This window comes from Sphingopyxis sp. (assembly GCF_050725615.1).
GTDB lineage: Bacteria > Pseudomonadota > Alphaproteobacteria > Sphingomonadales > Sphingomonadaceae > Sphingopyxis.
In genome coordinates, this window is sequence record NZ_JBOHHU010000011.1 from 1 (window position 1) to 20268 (window position 20268).

The window sequence follows — 20268 nt, forward strand, 5'->3', positions numbered from 1 at the left end:
CGCAGTGGGTGGGGTCCATCGGCTTGCGCAAGGCCGATGGACCCCACCCCAACCCCTCCCCTGAAGGGGGAGGGGCTTTAAGGCGCCAAAGATGCCCGACCACGCGCACAGCACCGACCCCGCCGTCCAGACCCAGCTCGATCGCCTGACCGCACTGTCGCCGGGGCGCGACATTCTCGGCCTCGACCGCATCGCTGAGATTTGCGCACGCCTGGGCAATCCGCAGAATAGCCTTCCACGCACCTTCCATGTCGCGGGCACCAACGGCAAAGGGTCGACCTGTGCCTATCTCCGCGCGATCCTCGAAGCGCAGGGGCGCCGCGTCCACGCCTATACCAGCCCGCATCTCGTGCGCTTTAACGAGCGCATCCGGATCGCGGGGACGCTGATCGACGACGCCCATCTCGCGTCGCTGCTCGAAGAAGTGCTCGACGTCGCGCACGACCTGCAGGCGAGCTTCTTCGAGGTCACGACCGCCGCCGCCTTCCTCGCCTTCGCACGCACCCCCGCCGACGACTGCATCATCGAGGTCGGGCTCGGCGGGCGGCTCGACGCGACCAACATCATCCCCGCCCCCGCCGTGTGCGGCATCGCCTCGCTCGGCATCGACCATGAGGCGTTCCTGCTTGCCCCCGAGGCAGGGACGCCCGACGATCCCGCCGTCCGCATCGCCTGGGAAAAGGCAGGCATCTTCAAAGCCGGCGCCGCGCTCGCGACGCTCGATTATCCCGAACCGCTGATGCAGATCATCGGCGAACGCGCCGAAGCCGTTGGCGGTTCGCTGTTTTCCGAAGGGCGCGACTGGCGCATCGAATCCGCAGGCGACAGCTTTCGCTGGACCTCGACATTCGGGTCGATCGCCGCCCCGCTCGAAACGCGGATGGCCGGCGCGCACCAGCAGCGCAACGCCGGCCTCGCGATCGCGATGCTCAATATCGCGCCGCATCCGCGCCCTGACGAGGCCGAGGTGGCGCAAGGCGTCGCCGCCGCCTTCTGGCCGGGACGGATGCAAAGGCTGGGCAGCGGCCCCTTGACCCGGCTCCTGTCTGCGGGAACCGCCGTCTGGCTCGATGGCGGGCATAATCCCGACGCGGGGGCCGCGCTCGGACGCGCGCTCAAGGACAAGGCGCCGCTCCACATCGTCTGCGGCCTGCTGCGCAACAAGGATGCGACGGGTTTCCTGCGGCCGTTCGCCGATCGGATCGCGTCCTTTCAGGCGGTGCCGATCCCCGGCCACGAGCATCACGATCCCAAGGATCTCTGTCATTGGGTGCAGGACGATCTGGGGATCGTCGACGCACAGCCCTGCGCGGATGTCGAGGCGGCGCTGCATCATATCGCGGCGCACCGGGCGCCGGGCGAGGTGCTGATCTGCGGGTCGCTCTATCTCGCGGGGGTGGTGCTGGCGGCGAATGGCGAGGCCCCGGTCTAAGACGCGATGCCGGTATCGGCGGTGGGAGAGCGGATGTTCCGTCCAGACCTCCCCTCCCGCAAGCGGGAGGGGCAGCGAGGCTTGGCAGCTTGCTGCCTAGCCGTAGCGGGGTGGGCCTCTGCGCTGCCAGAAGCTCGCTGCGCTCGCGCCCACCCCCAACCCCTCCCGCCTGCGGGAGGGGAGATAAATGGCGGCTCTCGCCCGGCCGTACTCCTACCCCAGCTCGGCCAGCATCCGCTTGGCCCAGTCATACATGTCCGCGTTGGCCTTGAGCATCGCCGGCGGGGTGCGCTTCTTGCGCATCTCGACCTCGTTCAGCATCGCCCGGGCTCCCGCCTTGTCGCCGCCGGCGATGAGCAGCCCCGCGATCCGGCAGCGCACCTCGTCGCCGGGCACGCGGTCGACGATACCGCGATACAGCGCCAGCGCCTCGCCGCTGCGGTCGTCGAGCTCCGCCACCTTGGCGCGGAGGAGGTCGCGGCGGTCGCGTTCGGATTGCGATCCGGTTTCGGGTAGTCGGTCGAGCGCCTTCAACGCATCGGCCGACAGCCCGGCCTCATAGGCGGCCTCGGCGATCCGCATGTCGATCGCACGGTCGTTGTGCGGCGACATGCGCTCGGCCTCGCGAAACTGGTGCAACGCCTGTTCGAAACGGTCGCGGGCCATCAGCGCGTCGCCGAACGCCAGCCGGTTCGCGATCGTATCGCTGAAATCGACCGCATCGCGCGCGTCGCGGACATGGCGTTCGGGGTCCATGCTGTCGGCGATACTCGCCTTCACCTGGCCGACGCGCCGGTCGCGCGACAGGTTCGGCATGATCTCGACGATGAAATAGGCGATCATGCCGATCGCGGGCAGAAAGGCGATCGCCATGATCCACGCCGTGTTGCGTCCGGTCCGAAAGACATGGACGATGCACGCGACCTGCAGCGCGAGGCTAACGAAAAGCCAGAGCATCGGTCAGGCCGCTTTCAGCGCTGCTCCCTTCCACGCCAGCAATGCGCCGACGAGGAAAGCCGCGAGCGAGCCGTACATCACATGGGAGGCCAGCTCGAGTTGATTGGCCATCAACACCCCGACCACCCCGGCGACAATCAAGGCGAAGCCGATGATACGCGCCGCGCCGACCGGTTCGCGAAGCTTGCGTTCATCGATATCGCCGCTCTGGCGAATGGATTGCACGACATAGCCTTTGCGCCACATCATCCACAGCAAGATCATCCCGGGAATCGCCGCAACCACCGTCAGCCCCCAGAAACTGGTCCATCCGAGTTTTTCGGCGGCATAGCCGGCGGGGCCGGCCATGAAGGTCCGCCCGATGACCGCAACCGACGACAGCAATGCAAACTGGGTCGCCGTATAGGCGATGTTCGCCAATCCGGAGAGATAGACGGCGACCACGGTCAGCCCGATGCCGCTCGTGATATTTTCCGTCACGATCGACGCCACCAGCATCCAGTAATTATTGCCCGCGATGGAAAGCGCCATGAACATGAGGTTCGAGAACATCATCAACAGGACGGAAATCAGAAGCGCCCTGCCCATACCGAGCCACAGCACGAACGGCCCGCCCAAAGCCGATCCAATGATGAGCGCGGCAAACCCCCAGATCTTGTTCGCCGAAATATAGTCGAGATCGGCGAATTTCAGGTCGACGATCATCGGGCTGAGCATGGCCTGCCCCATCGCGTCGCCGACCTTGTAGACCAGGATGAACAGCAGGATCATCAGCGCGCCGTCGCGGGTCAGGAACTCGCGAAACGGATTGACCACCGTTTCGACGAGCCATTGCCCCGGCTTCATGCCGGACGCATGACTGAACCGGTCGACAAATTTGCCCTCTCCAGCCCAGAAGGCGCCGATGACCGCGGGAAGCACGCAAAGGGCGGTCAGCGCGTAGGCCACCGCCCAGCCAAGCCCCAACCCTTCCTGCGAGGCGAAATAGATCGTCCCGGCGCCCGCGATCAGATTGCCGGTGCGATAGCCGAACTGGTTGGTGGCCGTGCCGTGCGCGAACTCGTCTTCTTCCAATATCTCGATACGATAGGCGTCGATGACGATATCCTGTGTCGCCGAAAAAAAGGCCGTGACCACCGCCCAGAACAGGAACCAGCGATAATCGTCGGGCAGCGGGTTGCTCGCGCCCATCTGCCAGATGGCGATGACCAGAAAAAACTGAACAAAAAGCAGCCAGCTTCGCCGTTGGCCGAGGGCCTTTGTCAAAATCGGCAAGGGAATCTTGTCGACCAGCGGCGCCCACAGAAATTTGATCGTGTACGGAATACCGACCATTACCGCGAAACCGATGGTCGTCGGGGTGAAGCCGACCTTCGCCAGCCAGAATGTCATGGTGGCGGCCACCAGGGTGTTCGGGAAGCCGCTTGAAATGCCCAGGAGGAAAGCGACGGCCGGGTTCTTGCGCAGATAGGGCCGGAACGCCGGGATCGCGAGCGCGACGACGACCAGCCCGCCGAGGATGCCGGCGAAAATAAGGAAACGGATAAAATCGACGGACATGCGGCGCTCCCCGGGGACCGCTGGACAGCGGTTCTGTGCTTGGCGCCAAGGCCTAATGGCTTGGGGTCAAATTGGAAGCTTGTATTTGACGGTGGTGCGCCGAACCGTGCGGCTTACGCCGCTTCGGGTCGCCAATAGGTCTGGAGCCCCGACACCTTGCGCGGCGCCTGATTCTTGCACGCCATCGTTTCGAGCGCCTTCAGCGCCGACAGCAGCGCCGACGCGCTATGCGGCTTGTTCAGGCAGGCGAGCGCGATGTCGGCAGCGTCCTCGGGGCATTGCCCGGTCACCAACAGGACCGCGATCCCGCGATCGCGCGCCAGCCGCGCGACTTCGCGCCCGGTCATGTCGCCGGCCAGGCCGAGGTCGAGGACCAGCGCGTCGATCTGTTCGACGGCCATCAGCGCGACCGCCGCCTCGCCCGAATCGACCGAGGCGATGACGTCATAACCGCTGTGTTTCAGCGTCCGCTCATTGTCGAACGCGACCAGCGGATCATCCTCGATGACCAGCAGCCGCTTGATGCACGACGGGCGGGGCGCGAACAGCATGATGACTCCCTTTATCGGCGACATGACTCTCACTCCGGTATCGTGCAAGCGGGCAATTGCTTGCCATCGACGAAGCGATGCTTTTCCGGCTATGAGCGTGATCACAACGCAACACTTTGCCCCGAATAACGACAAGAAAGCCGTTTCCGTTCCCATGAAACCACCCCGCCCTCCCCGTTCGGGCCCGCGTTCCGCGCGTCCCGCCGACGTCAAGCCCGACGCGCCGCGCGGCCGCCGTGCCGCGCGTGTCGCCGCGCCGCCCCGCAAGCCCGCCGCCGAGGCCGAGCGCGAGGACGGCCCGCAGCGCATCGCGAAATTGCTCGCCCGCGCCGGCGTCGGCTCGCGCCGCGACGTCGAACGCATGGTCGAGGAGGGCCGCATCGCGCTCAACGGCGACGTGATCGTCCATCCCGCGCCGTTGCTGACCTCGCTCGACGGGCTGACGGTCGACGGCAATCCCGTCGCCAAGCCGGTCTCGACGCGGCTCTATCGCTTTCACAAGCCCGCCGGCTGCATCACTGCGGCGCGCGACCCCAAGGGGCGCAAGACCATCTATGACCTGCTGCCCAAGGGGCTGCCGCGCGTCATGCCGGTCGGCCGCCTCGACTATAATACCGAAGGGCTGCTGCTGCTGACCAACGACGGCGAGTTCAAACGCCAGCTCGAACTGCCCGCCAGCGGGGTCGAGCGCACCTATCGCGCCCGCGCCTTTGGCGACGTCAGCCAGGAACAGCTCGAGGAGCTGGCGCTGGGGATCGAGATCGACGGCGTCCGCTATGGCCGGATCGACGCGAACCTCGAACGCCGCACCGGGCGCAACCAGTGGGTCGAAATGACCCTGACCGAGGGCAAGAACCGCGAAGTGCGCAAGGTGCTCGAACATTTCGGCCTGCAGGTCAGCCGCCTGATCCGCACGCGCTATGGCGAATTCACCCTCGACGGCCTCGGCATGGGCGACGTCGATGTCGTGGCGCGCGACGATTTGTTCAAATTTCGTCGGCACCTCGGCTGATGCGGGTCATTGCCGGCGAATGGCGCGGCCGCAAGCTGCTCGCGCCCAAGGGCGACGCGACACGGCCGACCGCCGACCGCACACGCGAGACCTTGTTCTCGATGCTGGCCAGCCGCCTCGGCAGCTTCGAAGGGCTGCACGTCGCCGACCTGTTCGCGGGATCGGGCGCGCTGGGCATCGAGGCGCTGTCGCGCGGCGCGGCGCACTGCCTGTTCGCCGAACAGGACCGCGACGCGCTCGACGCATTGCGCCGGAACCTGACCACGCTCGACGCGGCAGCGCGCGCCGATGTGCGCGCTGGCTCGGTGCTCAGCCTGGGGCCTGCGCCGCGCGCCTATGACCTGCTGCTCTTCGACGCGCCCTATGGCACCGGCGCGGCGAGCGTCGCGCTCGACAAGATGCGCCGCCACGGCTGGGTCGGCGCCGACAGCTGGATCGCGGTCGAAACCGGCGAAAAGGAAGTGGTCGAGGTCGCGGGCTATACGATCGATACCGACCGCAAGGTCGGCAAGGCGCGGCTCAGCTTCCTGCGCTACGAGGGTTAGAGATAGGGTTTCAGGGTGAATTCGGCGCGCGCGCGTTTGCCGCCGCGTTCATAGTCGAGCGCCACCACATCGCCGCGGTTGCCGCCGAGCCGGCGCAGCAGCGCCGACCATTCGAGGCCGACGATCTCGTCGCCGACCCGCAGCCCGGCTTCCTTCGCCGGGCTGCCGTTGCCGATATCTTCGATGAAGATCCGCTTGCCCTTCTGCTCCATCCACGTCCCCGCCATGCCGTACCGTTCGGTCCCGGCGAAGCTCAGCCCGTTGGGCGCGACCCACAATTGCTTGCGCTTCGGATCGGTCGACAGATGGAAATGGCGGATCATCTCCAGCCCGACCAGCCCGTCGATATCGGGGAAATTGCCGTTGCGCGGCCCCGGCTCGGCCAGCGTCACCAGCGCGCCGGGAAAGGCAAATTTGTGCAAACGCACCTTGTCGGCGCGAAACATGCGCGTCGCGAGACTGCCCTGTCCGAAGCCGCTGGCGCGCACCGGCACATAGGGCCGGTCGCTGTCCCACCAGCCGAGCGTGCGCGCCGCCTTGCCGTCGAGCAGGATGTTGCGCGGCGCCCCGGTGTCGAGCATGAACCGCCCCGAAAAATCGCCGATCTGCACCGGCATCGCCAGGCCATAGCTCGCGCGCCGGGTAAAATAGCTGTCGGGGATCATATGCATGCCCGGGCGCTCGCTGCGTCCGTCGGGATAGATGCGCCACTGGCCCGCCACAAAATCGAGGTCGCTGTCCATGTCGGTGAACAGCGGCGCGCCGATCAGCCCGCGCGTGCGCCCGTCGACCACCGACTTGGTGCCGTGAAATTCCATATAGGGGATGCGGAACGTGCCGCCGATGACGACATTGTTGACGCGCAGCACCGACGTCCGCTCGACTCCGCCCAGCCCGCCGATCACGCTGGCGCCGCGTTCGCGCAATTTGACCTCGCTCGCCCAGCTGTCCGAAATCAGGCTTTCGGTCGTGCCGGTGTCGAGGATGAAGGGTTCGGCGGGCAATCCCTCGACCGACACATCGAGCCAAACGCGCTGGCCTTCGAGCTTGATCGGCGCCGCGAACATCGCCGGCCCGGCGGCCAGCGCCAGGCGCGGAAAGGCGGCGAGCCCCGGCGCGGCGACCGCCGCAGCGAGGAGAGAACGGCGATAGATCAATGACATGGTGCGACCTTGGACAGCGAGGGGGCGGTCAGCCTAACCGGCGGGCGATGACCCCGCAATGACAATCGGGCCAGTCAGCGCCGCCCGCGCACCATCAGCAATCCGAACCAGCTCACCACCCCCGCGAGCGCCAGATAGAGCCCGACCGCCGCCGTGCCGCGCCAGTCGCCCAGCGCCTGCGCGACGATCGGCGCGGCCGCGCCGCCCAATATACCGCCGGCGTTGAAGGTCATCGACGCGCCGGTATAGCGCACCTCGACCGGGAACAGCCCGGTCAGCCAGGCGCCGAGCGGGCCATAGACCAATCCCATCACGAACAGCGCCGACGCGAGCCCCGCGAAGATCAGTCCCCAGCTTCCCGACGCCAGCGCCGGCCCGAACAGGAAGCCGATCAGCACCGTCGCCCCGCATCCCCAGGTGAGCACTTTCTGCGGACTCGCCGCGTCGCTCCAGTAACCCGCGACGACGATGCCCAGGGCCATGAACAATATCGCGCCGAGCTGGATCAGCAAAAACTGCTCCTTCGGATAGCCGAGCGCCGTCGTGCCATGCGCGAGGGCGAAGCTGGTCGAGAGGTAGAAGATCGCGAAACAGGCGACGACCGCGAAGGTGCCCGCGAGGGTCGGCAGCAGATGATGCTTGAGCAACTCGCCGATCGGCACCCCGACGGGGCGATCCTGTTCGAGCGCTTCGGCGAAATCGGGGGTCTCGCCGATCTTCAGCCGCACCCACAGCCCCAGCCCAACGAGGATCGCCGACAGCAGGAAGGGAATGCGCCAGCCCCACGCCGCAAACTCGGCATCGCTCATCCCCAGCCCGAGCAGCAGGAACAGGCCGTTGGCGGCGATGAACCCGACCGGCGCGCCCAGTTGCGGCACCATGCCGAAACGCGCGCGCCATCCCGGCGGCGCATTTTCGACCGCGAGCAGCGCCGCGCCGCCCCACTCGCCGCCCAGCCCGAAGCCCTGGCCGAAGCGCAGGATGCACAGCAGCAATGGCGCGACCCAGCCGACCATCGCATAGGTGGGCAGAAAGGCGATCAGCAGGGTCGAGACGCCCATCAGCATCAGCGACGCCACCAGCGTCGACTTGCGCCCGATCCGGTCGCCATAATGGCCAAACACCACCGCGCCCACGGGCCGCGCGAAAAAGGCGAGGCCGAAGCTCATAAAGCTCAGCATCAGCTGCGCCGACGGCGATTCGGACGGAAAGAAGAGCGGCCCGAACACCAAAGCGGCGGCGGTGCCATAGATATAGAAATCATAAAATTCGACCGCGGTGCCGACAAGGCTCGCGGTCAGGATGCGCCGATGCTTAAGATAGGGTGCCAGATCCATGGGCGACCAATCCCTCCCCTTAGATGATGTTCGCCGCCTTGGACGCACTCCCCCGAGCGATGCAAGCCCGATGCTTCGCCCGGCTTGTTTCGTTTATCGGTCTTTCGCCGCCATCCGGTCGCGCAACCCTTGCAATTCCCGCCCCGAAACGGGTGGCAGCGACGCCGCCGCCTTGCCCTCGCGCAGCCGCTTGCGGTCCTTTTCCGACGGATCGACGCGGCGCACGCGCACGGCGGCATGGCCCTGCGCCTTGATCCCCAGTTCCTCGGCGGCGGCGCGCGACAGGTCGATGATCCGGCCCTGTGCGAAAGGGCCGCGATCATTGACCCGCACGATGATCCTCCGCCCGCTGTCGAGCGCGGTCACCTCGACATAGGTCGGCAGCGGCAGCGTGGTGTGCGCGGCGGTGATCCAGCCGGGCCGGAACTGCTCGCCATTGGCGGTACGGTTGCCCGATTCGTTCCCGTACCAGCTCGCATAGCCGACCGCGTCATAACCCGGTGCGGCGGCGGGCACATAGGTCGTGCCGCGCACCGTATAGGCCGGGCCGATCCGCACCGGCGTGTCGCCGACCGGACGGAAATTGCCGCCGGCGCAGGCGGTCAGCAGCAGGGCCGCCGATGCGGGGATCAGGATATGGGGGCGCATCGGGGCGACGGTAGAGGTGAAGGCGGGTCGGCGAAAGGGTGGCGTGGGTATTTGGGTGCTACCCTGCGCAGATACCCCCTCCCGCAGGCGGGAGGGGCAGTGAGGCTTGGCAGCTTGCTGCCTAGCCGCAGCGGGGTGGGTTTGCGCCCTGTCGGAAGCTCGCTGCGCTCGCGCCCACCCCCGGCCCCTCCCGCCTGCGGGAGGGGAGAGCAAACGTCTGCCCCCGATCGCCAGCCGACACCACGGCGACCAAACTGACCCCACGCCACTGGACAGCCCCCGCGCTGTTCCCTAATCGTTCGCGCGTGACCAACAGCCCTGCCTCGATGCCCGACCTGACCCGCCCCGACCCCTCGGACCCGCCCTATCTGCGCGGCCTCAACGGCCCGCAGCGCCAGGCGGTGCTCACCACCGAAGGGCCGGTGCTGATGCTCGCGGGCGCCGGTACCGGCAAGACTGCGGCGCTCACCGCGCGGCTCGCGCATATCATCGCGACGCGCCGCGCCTGGCCGTCCGAAATCCTCGCGGTCACCTTCACCAACAAGGCGGCGCGCGAGATGCGCGAGCGGATCGGGCGGATGATCGGCGACGCGGTCGAGGGCATGCCCTGGCTCGGCACCTTCCACAGCATCGCGGCGAAGATGCTGCGCCGCCACGCCGAGCTGGTGGGCCTCCAGAGCAATTTCACCATCCTCGACACCGACGACCAGCTGCGCGTGCTCAAGCAGCTGATCCAGGCCGAAGGGCTCGACGAAAAGCGCTGGCCGGCGCGTCAGCTCGCCGGGCTGATCGACAAGTGGAAGAACCGCGGCCTCGTCCCGTCCGACCTCGACGCCGCCGACAAGGAGGCCTGGGCCGACGGCAAGGGGCAGCATTTTTATGCGCTCTATCAGGCGCGGCTGAAGACGCTCAACGCCTGCGATTTCGGCGACCTGCTGCTGCACATGCTGGTGATATTGAAAACCCACCGCGACGTGCTCGAACAATATCAGGACCGCTTCAAATATATCCTCGTCGACGAATATCAGGACACCAATGCCAGCCAATATCTCTGGCTTAGGCTCCTTGCGCAATCGCGGAAAAATATCTGCGTCGTCGGCGACGACGACCAGTCGGTGTACAGCTGGCGCGGCGCCGAGGTCGCGAATATCCTGCGCTTCGACAAGGATTTTCCGGGCGCGACCGTGATCCGCCTCGAACAAAATTACCGCTCGACGCCGCAGATTCTCGCCGCCGCTTCGGCGCTGATCGCGCAGAACAGCGGCCGCCTCGGCAAGACCCTGTGGACCGAGCTTGAGCCCGGCGACAAGGTCCGCGTCGTCGGCGTCTGGGACGGCCCCGAGGAAGCGCGCCGCGTCGGCGAGGAGCTCGAAACGCTGCAGCACCGCCGCGTGTCGCTCGACCGCGCCGCGATCCTCGTCCGCGCGCAGTTCCAGACGCGCGAGTTCGAAGACCGCTTCATCGCGATCGGCATGCCGTACCGCATCGTCGGCGGCTTCCGTTTCTACGAGCGCGCCGAAATTCGCGACGCACTCGCCTATCTGCGCCTCGTCCAGTCGCCCGCCGACGACCTCGCCTTCGAACGCATCGTCAATGTCCCCAAGCGCGGGCTCGGCGACAAGGCGATCCAGCGCATTCACCAATTCGCGCGCGCCGAGCGCGCACCTTTGCTGCAGGCCGCGTCGCAGATCACCGAGACCGACGAACTCACGCCGCAGGCGCGCCGCCAACTCGCGAGTTTCGTCGCGCAGATGCGCGGCTGGCGGACCAAGGCGAACGAATTGTCGCACCCTGAGCTGACCCAGCTGATCCTCGACGAATCGGGCTATACCGCGATGCTCCAGGCCGACCGCAGCGTCGAAGCTGCGGGCCGCCTCGAAAACCTCTCCGAACTCGTCCGCGCGATGGAGGAATATGAGTCGCTCGAGGCGTTCCTCGAACATGTCAGCCTCGTCATGGACCGCGACAATGACGACACGACCGAAACCGTCACCATTATGACGATCCACGCCGCCAAGGGGCTGGAATTCGACCATGTCTTCCTCGCCGGCTGGGAAGATGGCGTTTTCCCATCGCAGCGTTCGATGGACGAGGGCGGCGTCGCCAGCCTCGAGGAGGAACGCCGCCTCGCCTATGTCGCGATCACCCGCGCCCGCGTGCGCGCCAGCATCTATCATGCCGCCAATCGCCGCATCTATGGCCAGTGGACGAGCAGCATCCCCAGCCGCTTCATCGCCGAAATCCCGCCCGAACATGTCGACAGCGAAAACAGCTTCGGCGGCGGGCAAAGCCTGTGGCGCGCCAATTGGTCGGCACAGGGCGACCCCTTTGCGCATGTCGCGGAGCGCCAGCCAGCGCGTACGATGACGCGCGGGCCGGCCTGGCAACGCGCCGTCGCGCAGTCGACGACGATCACCCGCGCCCCCGCCCCCAGCGAACGCGGCCCCGCCGCCTCGGTCGGCGCCAAGCCGCGCGCTGACCTCGCGATCGGCATGCGCGTGTTCCATGAGAAGTTCGGTTATGGCGAAATCATGGACATCGACGGCAACAAGCTCGAGGTCGAATTCGACCAGGCGGGCAGCAAAAGGGTGCTCGACAGTTTTGTGAAGGCGGCTTGAGGGAAGCGCCGTCTTGATGGCTGATTCAACACATTACCAAAGACCGTCGCCCCTTTCCGCCGCCAATCGCCCTATCGCAAACCCCATTGTCAACCAGATCAGTTATGATACTCCATCTCTCGCGACCAGCGAGTCGCTCTTTGGGAGAATCTGCATGAAAAATATGCTCTTAGCGGGCGCGATGGCGCTCGCCCTGGTCGGCTGCGGTGAAAAACCAGCCGAAGAATCCGCTTCCACCTCCTCACCTGCCGCCGAAACAACCGCCGATTCCGCGACGGAAGCCGCCGACGCCCCCGCCGCCCGCTCGACCGACGACGACACCCCCGGCGTCTCGATCTCCTCGGCCCCCGGGGTCGCCTTCGATTATAGCTATGCCTTCCGCCTCGACGACGGGATCATCTCCAAGGTCCAGCAGGAACATGCCGAGGCGTGCGAAATGCTCGGCGTCGCACGTTGCCGCATCGTCGATGTCCGCTACCAGCTCAACGACGAAAAGCGCGTCGAGGCGCAGACCCAGTTCAAGCTCGATCCCGGCATCGCGCGTCGCTTTGGCGCCGACGCGATCGCCAGCGTCGAAAAAGCCGAGGGCGTGCTCGCCGATGCGAGCGTCGCGGGCGAGGATGTCGGCAGCCAGATCGACGCCTCGCAGCAACGCAGCGCCGGCGCGGCGGCCGAGGTCGCGCGGCTCGAAGCGCGGCTGAAGGCCGGCGGGCTCGACAAGAATGAACGCGCCGAAATCCTTGGGCAGATTTCGACGCTCAAGGGCCAGCTCGGCGATGAACGCGCAACGCGCAAAAATGGCGAGGCGCGCATCGCGACGACGACGGTGGTGTTCAACTATGTCGGCACCGGCGGCCTGCCCGGCATCGGGCATAAAAACCCCTTCGCCGACGCGGGCGAGACGTTGATGGTCAGCGGCGGCACCGCGCTGTCCTTCGTGCTGACCTTCGGCGCCGCGGTCCTCCCCTGGGCGCTCGTCCTCGGCCTGCTGATCCTGATCTGGCGCAGCAATGCCGTCGTCGCGCTCCGCCGCCGCGTCGGCGGCGCCAAGCCCGCGCCCGATACGCCCGCCGGCTGACGCACCGCATGGGCGTCGCTTGCAAAGGTCCCCTGCCGCGCTATGGCGAAGGCCATGACGGGGCAGGCAACATGGCTGGACCAGGCACGCGACGCCCATCGCCGCGGCGATGACGCCGCCGAGGCGGCCGCGCTCACCGCCGCGATCCGCGCCGACCGCACGAATATCGCCGCCATTCTCGCGATGGCCGAACTCAAGCGCCGCCTCGCCGACGACCGCGCGGCGGGCAGCTTCTATCGCCTGGCGCTCGGCGTCACCGCACAGGCGCGCAGCGTCCCGTCGGCGCTCCATGCCGGCCTGCAACGCGCCGAAGCCTTCCTCGCCGCCACCGAACGGGCCTTCGCCGACCATCTGCTCGGGCAGTTGCGCGACGCCGGCATCGACGCGGCCGGCGCGACCCCGCGCGTCGCCGAGGCGCTGCGGATGCTGGCGGGCGACCAGCCGCTCTACCTCCAGCAACCGAGCATGTTCTATTTCCCCGGCCTTGCGCAGCGCGCCTTTTTCGAGCGCGCCGACTTCGACTGGGTTCCGGCGGTCGAGGCCGCGACCGCGGCGATCCGCGCCGAACTGGAAAGCCTGATCGCGGGCGCGACCGACCGCTTCGGTCCCTATGTCACCGCCAGCCCCGATCGCCCGCCGCCCAATAATCCGCTACTCGACAAGCCCGACTGGGGCGCCGCCTGGCTGTGGAAGGACGGCGCGGTCGCGGAGGGCATGGACATGCTCTGCCCGCAGGCCTTGGCCGCGCTCGCGCTCGCGCCGCAACCGGTGATCCCGGGCCGCGCCCCGCTCGCGCTTTTTTCGCGGCTCAAACCCGGCACGCATATCCAGCCGCACCACGGCATGCTCAACACGCGGCTGATCTGCCACCTGCCGCTGATCGTTCCCGACGGCTGCGCCCTGCGCGTCGGCGCCGAGACGCGTCCGTGGCGCGAGGGCGAGCTGACGATCTTCGACGACAGTTTCGAACATGAAGCGTGGAACCGCGGCGCCAGCGACCGCACGGTGATGCTGTTCGAAATCTGGCGCCCCGACATCGACGCCGACGAGCGCGCGCAATTGACGCGGATATTCTCCGCGATCGACAGCTATTCCGAACAATAGGGAAAGAGGAAAGACCGATGACCAATCCGGGCATGGACGCCGACATCTACGACGCCTTTATCGAGCAGCTCCAGCGCTATGTCCGCGAACGGCTGATCCCCGCCGAAGAGCAGCTCGAAGAACTCGGCCGCGTTCCCGACGACATCCTCGCCGAGATGCGCGACATGGGGCTGTTCGGCATCACCATGGCGCCCGAATATGGCGGCGCCGGCATGAACACCAGCCAATATGTCAATTTCATCAAGGAAATCGCCTACGCCTCGCCCGCCTATCGCTCGATCCTGTCGATCAACATCGGCATGGTCTGCAAGTCGATCACCGGGTTCGGCACCGATGCGCAGAAGGAGCATTGGCTGCCGAAGCTAGCGACCGGCACCATCGCCGCCTTTGGCCTGACCGAGCCCGACAGCGGGTCGGACAGCGCCGCAATGAAGACCCGCGCGGTGCGCGACGGCAATGGCTATGTACTGAACGGCACCAAGCGCTACATCACCAACGCGCCCTTCGCCGACGTCATCCTGGTGATGGCGCGCACCAATGCTGAGGCTTTGCCCAAGAATGCGCATGTCAGCGCCTTCCTCGTGCCGCGCGACGCGCCCGGCGTGTCGATCGGCAAGCCCGACGGCAAGATGGGCCAGGCGGGCTCGCAGATCGCCGACGTGATCCTCGAGGATGTCCATGTCGATGGCGATGCGCTGCTTGGCGGCGAGGAGGGCATCGGCTTCCGCGCCGCGATGCAGAGCCTCGACAACGGGCGCCTCTCGGTCGCCGCCGCCAGCGTCGGTTACGCCAAGCGCATGCTCGACGCGGGCCTCCAATATGCGATGGAGCGCAAGGCGTTCGGCGAACCGATCGCCAATTTCCAGCTGATCCAGGCGATGCTGGCGGACAGCAAGGCCGAAATCTACGCCGCCGAATGCATGCTGACCGACGCCTGCGCGCGCGCCGACCGCGGCGAAAAGATCATCGTCGAGGCCGCCGCGACCAAGATGTTCGCGAGCGAAATGTGCGGCCGCGTCGCCGACCGCGTCGTCCAGATCCACGGCGGCGCGGGCTATCTCAAGGAATATCTGGCCGAGCGCTTCTATCGCGACTGCCGCATTTACCGCATTTATGAAGGAACGACGCAGATCCAGCAGCTAGTCATCGCGAAGAACATGATTCGCGATTACGCGGGGTAAGCCGTTCGGATGGTGCGGGAAAAGGGTCGCTGGTGGAGCCGAGGGGAATCGAACCCCTGACCTCTGCAGTGCGATTGCAGCGCTCTCCCATCTGAGCTACGGCCCCGCGACGGCGGCGTCTTAACGGGACTGAATACGGCTGGCAACGGCTTTTCTGACGGTGCCGCCGCCGAAGCGGTCAAGCGGGGGAAATCTTATGGCCAAGGCATGGCATCTGACCAGTCGTCCGGCGGGTCTGCCGGTGATGGATAATTTCGCGCTGCGCGAAATCCCTGACGCGCCGCTCCAGCCCGACCAGCTCCGCGTGAAGAACCTCTGGCTATCGGTCGACCCCTATATGCGCGGCCGGATGAACGACGCGAAAAGCTATGCGGCGAGCTTCCAGATCGACCAGCCGATGACCGGCGGCGCGATCGGCGAGGTCATCGAGAGCCGCATGGATGGCTTCGCGGTCGGCGACCTGATCCTCCATATGGGCGGCTGGCGCGACGGCGGGGTGATCGGCCTCGACATGTCGCCGAACAAGCTGCCGGCGGCGGCGCTCGACGCGGGCATGACACCGCAGACCTTCCTGCACAATATGGGCCTGACCGGCGGGACGGCGTGGATCGGCCTGCTGCGCGTCGCGGCGGCGAAGCCCGGCGACACCGTGTTCGTATCGGCGGCGGCGGGCGCGGTCGGATCGGCGGTGGTCCAGATCGCCAAGGCGCGCGAGATGATTGTGATCGGCTCGGCGGGCGGCGCCGACAAATGCGCCTGGGTCAGCGACCTCGGCGCCGATGCGGTGATCGATTATAAGGCGGGCCCGGTGCTTCCCCAGCTCGCCAGGGCGCTCGAAACCCTCGGCAAGCCGGGGATCGACGTCTATTTCGACAATGTCGGCGGCGAGCATCTCGACGCGGCCTTTGCGACCGCCAACGACTTCGCGCGCTTTGCGATCTGCGGGATGATCGACGTCTATAACGACGGCCGCGCGCAGGAGATGAAATATATCATCCGCACCATCCCCGCGCGTATCCGCATGGAAGGCTTTATCTACACCGACCAGTTCTTCGACTGCATGGAGGAATTTTACGCCGACATGGGCGGGCTGATCGCCAGCGGCGCGGTGACGATGCGCGAGACGGTGCATGACGGGGTCGAGGCGACGCCGGATGCCTTCCTCGGGCTGTTCGCGGGAGCGAATATGGGGAAGATGCTGGTTCGGGTTTGACTTGGGGTAACCCCGCTTCGACCCAACGCCGACCCTTCAACCCGTTTGTGTCGAGCGAAGTCGAGACACGTGAAGGCACGCGCAACTTCTAGGTGTCTCGACTTCGCTCGACACAAACGGAAATAGAGGATTGCTCAAGGCAGCCAGCGGCCCCCGCCTTCGCGGGGGCGACGTGCAGATCAGCTACCGAAACCGAACTGCAGGAAGTCGGGCATCGGGCCGTTCCAGCCGTCGTCGGGGCCATCATCATCCTGATTGCGCGATTTCGCGGGTGCCGGCTTGCGGTCGTCGGCCTTCTTCGCGGGTCTCGCGGCCGGCTTTTCGGCGACCGGTTCGGCCGGGGCGGCTTCGGCGCGCTTCGGTTCGGCGGCGGGCTTGGCGCGACCACGGCCGCCCCGCGCGGGGCGTTCGGCGCGCGGCTCGCGCTCTTCGCGCGGCTCGGCCTTCGCCGGGGCGGCGTCGGCCTTGCCGGTGTCGAATACCGGTATTTTGTAGCCCGTCAGCTTCTGGATATTGTCGATCGCCTCGTCGTCCGACGGGGTGACCAGCGTGAACGCCCTGCCCTTCGCGCCCGCGCGGCCGGTGCGGCCGATGCGGTGGACATAGTCGTCGGGGTGCCAGGGCGCGTCGAAGTTGAAGACGTGGCTGACGCCCTTCACATCAAGCCCGCGCGCTGCGACGTCGGAGGCGACGAGAATGTTGATCGTGCCCGCCTTGAAGCGGTCGAGTTCGGCGATGCGGCTCGACTGGTCCATGTCGCCATGGATTTCGCCGGCGTTAAAGCCCGAGCGCTGGAGCGATTTCGCGAGTTCGCGCACCGTCGTCTTGCGGTTGCAGAAGATGATCGCGGTGCTGAGGTTCTCGGCATGGAGCAGGTCGCGCAGCGTGTCGCGCTTGCCGCGCTCGCTGGTCTTGACCAAAAACTGCTCGATATTCTCGTTGCGGCTCGCCGGGCGCGCGACCTCGATCGTCTTGGGGTTCGAGAGGAACTTGTCGGCCAGCTTCTTGATCGGCGGCGGCATCGTCGCCGAGAACAGCAGGGTCTGGCGATTCGCGGGCAGCTTGGTGCAGATATTCTCGATGTCGGGGATGAAGCCCATGTCGAGCATGCGGTCAGCCTCGTCGATCACGAGCAGGTTGCAGCCGGTGAGCAATATCTTGCCGCGCTCGAACAGGTCCATCAGGCGGCCCGGGGTCGCGATCAGCACGTCGACGCCCTTTTCCAGCGCCTTGACCTGATCGCCCATCTGCACGCCGCCGATCAGCAACGCCATCGTCAGCTTGTGATATTTGCCGTATTTTTCAAAATTTTCCGCGACTTGCGCCGCGAGTTCGCGCGTCGGCGCGAGGATCAGCGAGCGCGGCATCCGCGCCCGGGCGCGGCCATGCGCCAATATGTCGATCATCGGCAGCACGAAGGACGCGGTCTTGCCGGTCCCCGTCTGGGCGATGCCGATGATGTCGCGCATCATCAGGACCGACGGGATCACGCCCGCCTGAATCGGCGTCGGTTCGTCATAGCCCGATTCGGTGATCGCGCGCAGCGTTTCGTCGGAAAGGCCGAGGTCGGCAAATTTCATAGGGTCATCATGTCCGGAAAATTGAGGTCGCACGGCGTCCCACGCCAGCCCGCGCTGCGGCGGCCCTTGCGCAACTGGCGACAGAAAGTCAAGGAAAGCCGGTGAAATACACCGATTAATCGTCGTTCTAATCGTCGCCCTAATCCTCGTCGCGCACCGCGACCATCAGGCGGAACTTGTCGACCTCGCATTTGGCGCCCGTGCGCGCGTGAATTTCGTCACGATCCTCGCAAAGCTGGCCGTCCTTATTGCCCTTCATGTAGAAGCCCGCGTAGAAATCGAGCGCCCGGCAACCCCGGTTGAGCTGGGCGCGCAAACGCTGTTTCTGGCGGGTGATCAGGTCGATGCTGTCGCGCTGAACCGCTTGCATCCCGATGATGTTGCGCATCGCGACGCATTTCGGCGCCTTTTTCTCTTTCCAGACGATCGGGACTTCGCGCTTGCGCTGCGGCTCCCCCTGGCTGGCCGAAAAATTGGTCAGCGACGACCGCTGCGCCGGAACCCGGATGATGAGCTGCTGTTCGATGATGACCTGGAACCAGGGCGCATCGGCGCTCTCGGGAAGCGGCACCATCGCGGCGATCGGCTCGGGCGGCGCCAGCGGCGCCTCGGTATCGGCGGCCGGAGCGGCAGCCACCAGCAACAGGGCAAAAGTCGCCGTCACCGCGCGTCCGACGCCTTCGCTGCACCCTGGCAAAAACCGATATCCACCCGACGCTCCCGCACCATATGCTGGCTGGACGAGACGGTCCTGCTCGTCCATTGCCCCCCAATAGCAAGGATGATTGAACAGCAAATGAACTGTTGTCGACCCATTTTGGCAATCCCCATGTTCGCCGAAGCGCGCCGCCGGCGATGACCCGCCCCCCGTCACCCGACCTGCTGTCGCGGCTGGCCGCGCTGCTCGGGCCCAAGGGGTTTGCGACGTCCGACGAGGATCTCGCCCCCTGGCTGACCGACTGGCGCGGCAAATATCATGGCCGCGCCGCCGCGATGCTGTCGCCCGCCAGCACCGAAGAGGTCGCGGCGGTCGTCCGCCTTTGCGCCGAAAACGACGCCGCAATCGTCCCGCAGGGCGGCAACAGCGGCATGGTCGGCGGCGCCACGCCCGACGCCAGCGGCACGCAGTTGCTGCTCAGCACGCGCCGCCTGAACCGCATTCGCTCGATCGACGCCGCGGCCGGGTTCGCAGTTGCCGAAGCCGGCGTCATCCTCGAAACTTTCCACCATGCGGCGCTTGCCGAAGGCCTGCGCTTTCCGCTGACTTTGGGCGGCAAGGGATCGGCGACGATCGGCGGGCTGGTGTCGACCAACGCCGGCGGCACGCAGGTGCTGCGCCACGGCACGATGCGGGCGCTGGTCGCGGGGGTCGAGGCGGTGTTGCCCGACGGCAGCCTTTTCGACGGGCTGGCGCCGCTCAAGAAGGACAATCGCGGCTATGACCTGCGGCACCTGCTGTGCGGGGCGGAGGGCACGCTGGGGGTGGTCACCGCCGCGACCCTGCGCCTCGTGCCCGCCGCGCCGGATCGCACGACGGCCTGGATCGGTCTCGCCAGCCCCGACAAGGCGCTGCTGCTGCTGCGCCAGCTCGATGCGGCGATCGGCGCGCCGCTCGAGGGGTTCGAGATCGTCCCGCACGGCTGCCTCGACGCGGTGCTGTACCACATTCCGCAAACGCGCGCACCGCTGGACGCGCCGCACGCCTGGTATGCGCTGGTCGAACTGGCCGGCGGCAAGACCGACGACCTGTCGGCGCGGCTCGAAACCCAGCTCGCCATCGCGTTGCAGAACGGCGTGATCGACGATGTCGTGATCGCCAAGAACGACCGCGAAAGCGACGATTTCTGGCGGCTGCGCGACTCGATTTCGGAGGCTGAACGCGCCGAGGGTCCCGCGATCCAGCACGACGTCAGCGTGCCGGTCGATCGGATGCCGCGCTTCATCGCCGACAATCCGGCGCGGCTCACCGCCGCCTTTCCCGGCGCGCGCGCGCTGTCCTTCGGGCATCTGGGCGACGGCAATGTCCATCACCATGTCCAGCCCCCGGCGGACAGCGACGGCCGCGCCTGGATCGCCGCGCATGGCGAGGATGCCAGCCGCCTCGTCTATCGCCATGTCATCGAGCTAGGTGGTTCGATCTCGGCCGAACATGGCATCGGGCAGATGAAGCGCGACGTCTTTGCGCAGCTCGACAGCCCGGCCCGCCTCGCCGCGTTGCGCGGCGTCAAGGCGGGGCTCGATCCCGCCGGGCTGTTCAATCCGGGCAAGCTGATCGGCTGAGTCACGCCT

At 66.7% G+C, this 20268-nt stretch carries 17 protein-coding genes and 1 tRNA gene; 9 read left to right on the forward strand and 9 right to left on the reverse strand.

What is annotated here, in order from left to right; all coding sequences use genetic code 11:
• Positions 1 to 91: 91 nt before the first annotated feature.
• Positions 92 to 1432: a bifunctional folylpolyglutamate synthase/dihydrofolate synthase gene (locus tag ACREB7_RS04075; protein WP_431591017.1), complete on the forward strand. Its 1341-nt coding sequence runs from the start codon at positions 92 to 94 to the stop codon at positions 1430 to 1432.
• A gap of 213 nt (positions 1433 to 1645) precedes the next feature.
• Here ACREB7_RS04075 and ACREB7_RS04080 read toward each other — a convergent pair whose 3' ends face one another.
• The 3 genes from ACREB7_RS04080 to ACREB7_RS04090 all read right to left on the reverse strand — a co-directional run bounded on the left by ACREB7_RS04080 (position 1646) and on the right by ACREB7_RS04090 (position 4500).
• Positions 1646 to 2389 (reverse strand): tetratricopeptide repeat protein, encoded by a 744-nt coding sequence (locus ACREB7_RS04080; RefSeq protein ID WP_431591018.1) that lies wholly within the window; start codon positions 2387 to 2389, stop codon positions 1646 to 1648.
• 3 nt (positions 2390 to 2392) lie between these two features.
• Entirely contained in the window at positions 2393 to 3949 is a 1557-nt protein-coding gene (locus tag ACREB7_RS04085) for an AmpG family muropeptide MFS transporter (protein WP_431591019.1), read from the reverse strand.
• A 113-nt stretch (positions 3950 to 4062) separates the two neighbouring features.
• Positions 4063 to 4500, reverse strand: a complete 438-nt coding sequence (locus ACREB7_RS04090; protein WP_431591020.1) for a response regulator — start codon at positions 4498 to 4500, stop codon at positions 4063 to 4065.
• Between the two features lie 154 nt (positions 4501 to 4654).
• Between ACREB7_RS04090 and ACREB7_RS04095 the strand changes: the two genes are divergently transcribed.
• On the forward strand, positions 4655 to 5512 hold the full coding sequence (locus tag ACREB7_RS04095; protein ID WP_431591021.1) for a pseudouridine synthase: 858 nt from the start codon (positions 4655 to 4657) through the stop codon (positions 5510 to 5512).
• Positions 5512 to 6057, forward strand: coding sequence for a 16S rRNA (guanine(966)-N(2))-methyltransferase RsmD (gene rsmD / locus ACREB7_RS04100; RefSeq protein ID WP_431591022.1), 546 nt, complete (start codon positions 5512 to 5514; stop codon positions 6055 to 6057). Before ACREB7_RS04095 ends, rsmD begins: the two co-directional genes overlap by 1 nt.
• On the opposite strand, the gene ACREB7_RS04105 is transcribed toward rsmD, so the two are convergent.
• The 3 genes from ACREB7_RS04105 to ACREB7_RS04115 all read right to left on the reverse strand — a co-directional run bounded on the left by ACREB7_RS04105 (position 6054) and on the right by ACREB7_RS04115 (position 9205).
• Positions 6054 to 7220 carry an aspartyl protease family protein gene (locus ACREB7_RS04105; RefSeq protein ID WP_431591023.1) on the reverse strand — a complete coding sequence of 389 codons (1167 nt, stop codon included), beginning with the start codon at positions 7218 to 7220 and terminating at the stop codon, positions 6054 to 6056. The genes rsmD and ACREB7_RS04105 overlap by 4 nt on opposite strands.
• Positions 7221 to 7294: 74 nt before the next feature.
• Entirely contained in the window at positions 7295 to 8557 is a 1263-nt protein-coding gene (locus ACREB7_RS04110; protein ID WP_431591024.1) for an MFS transporter, read from the reverse strand.
• 93 nt (positions 8558 to 8650) lie between these two features.
• Positions 8651 to 9205 (reverse strand): septal ring lytic transglycosylase RlpA family protein, encoded by a 555-nt coding sequence (locus tag ACREB7_RS04115; RefSeq protein ID WP_431591025.1) that lies wholly within the window; start codon positions 9203 to 9205, stop codon positions 8651 to 8653.
• 326 nt (positions 9206 to 9531) lie between these two features.
• Between ACREB7_RS04115 and ACREB7_RS04120 the strand changes: the two genes are divergently transcribed.
• The 4 genes from ACREB7_RS04120 to ACREB7_RS04135 all read left to right on the forward strand — a co-directional run bounded on the left by ACREB7_RS04120 (position 9532) and on the right by ACREB7_RS04135 (position 15186).
• A complete protein-coding gene (locus tag ACREB7_RS04120) occupies positions 9532 to 11823 on the forward strand; it encodes an ATP-dependent helicase (protein WP_431591077.1) in 2292 nt (763 codons plus the stop codon).
• A 154-nt stretch (positions 11824 to 11977) separates the two neighbouring features.
• Complete coding sequence (locus tag ACREB7_RS04125; RefSeq protein ID WP_431591026.1) at positions 11978 to 12901, forward strand: DUF4349 domain-containing protein; 924 nt, start codon at positions 11978 to 11980, stop codon at positions 12899 to 12901.
• A gap of 54 nt (positions 12902 to 12955) precedes the next feature.
• Positions 12956 to 14005 carry an aspartyl/asparaginyl beta-hydroxylase domain-containing protein gene (locus ACREB7_RS04130; RefSeq protein ID WP_431591027.1) on the forward strand — a complete coding sequence of 350 codons (1050 nt, stop codon included), beginning with the start codon at positions 12956 to 12958 and terminating at the stop codon, positions 14003 to 14005.
• Between the two features lie 17 nt (positions 14006 to 14022).
• Positions 14023 to 15186 (forward strand): acyl-CoA dehydrogenase family protein, encoded by a 1164-nt coding sequence (locus tag ACREB7_RS04135; protein ID WP_431591028.1) that lies wholly within the window; start codon positions 14023 to 14025, stop codon positions 15184 to 15186.
• Positions 15187 to 15216: 30 nt separating this feature from the next.
• Here the strand turns inward: ACREB7_RS04135 and ACREB7_RS04140 are convergent.
• A tRNA-Ala gene (locus tag ACREB7_RS04140) sits at positions 15217 to 15292 on the reverse strand.
• Positions 15293 to 15382: 90 nt separating this feature from the next.
• Here ACREB7_RS04140 and ACREB7_RS04145 point away from each other — a divergent pair.
• Positions 15383 to 16399 carry an NADP-dependent oxidoreductase gene (locus ACREB7_RS04145; RefSeq protein ID WP_431591029.1) on the forward strand — a complete coding sequence of 339 codons (1017 nt, stop codon included), beginning with the start codon at positions 15383 to 15385 and terminating at the stop codon, positions 16397 to 16399.
• A gap of 179 nt (positions 16400 to 16578) precedes the next feature.
• On the opposite strand, the gene ACREB7_RS04150 is transcribed toward ACREB7_RS04145, so the two are convergent.
• The gene (locus ACREB7_RS04150) at positions 16579 to 17979 is read right to left on the reverse strand and encodes a DEAD/DEAH box helicase (RefSeq protein WP_431591030.1); all 1401 of its coding nucleotides are present in this window, start codon (positions 17977 to 17979) and stop codon (positions 16579 to 16581) included.
• Between the two features lie 139 nt (positions 17980 to 18118).
• Positions 18119 to 18643 carry a hypothetical protein gene (locus ACREB7_RS04155; protein ID WP_431591031.1) on the reverse strand — a complete coding sequence of 175 codons (525 nt, stop codon included), beginning with the start codon at positions 18641 to 18643 and terminating at the stop codon, positions 18119 to 18121.
• A 191-nt stretch (positions 18644 to 18834) separates the two neighbouring features.
• Here ACREB7_RS04155 and ACREB7_RS04160 point away from each other — a divergent pair, with 191 nt between their 5' ends.
• Positions 18835 to 20259: an FAD-binding oxidoreductase gene (locus ACREB7_RS04160; protein WP_431591032.1), complete on the forward strand. Its 1425-nt coding sequence runs from the start codon at positions 18835 to 18837 to the stop codon at positions 20257 to 20259.
• Positions 20260 to 20268: the final 9 nt, after the last annotated feature.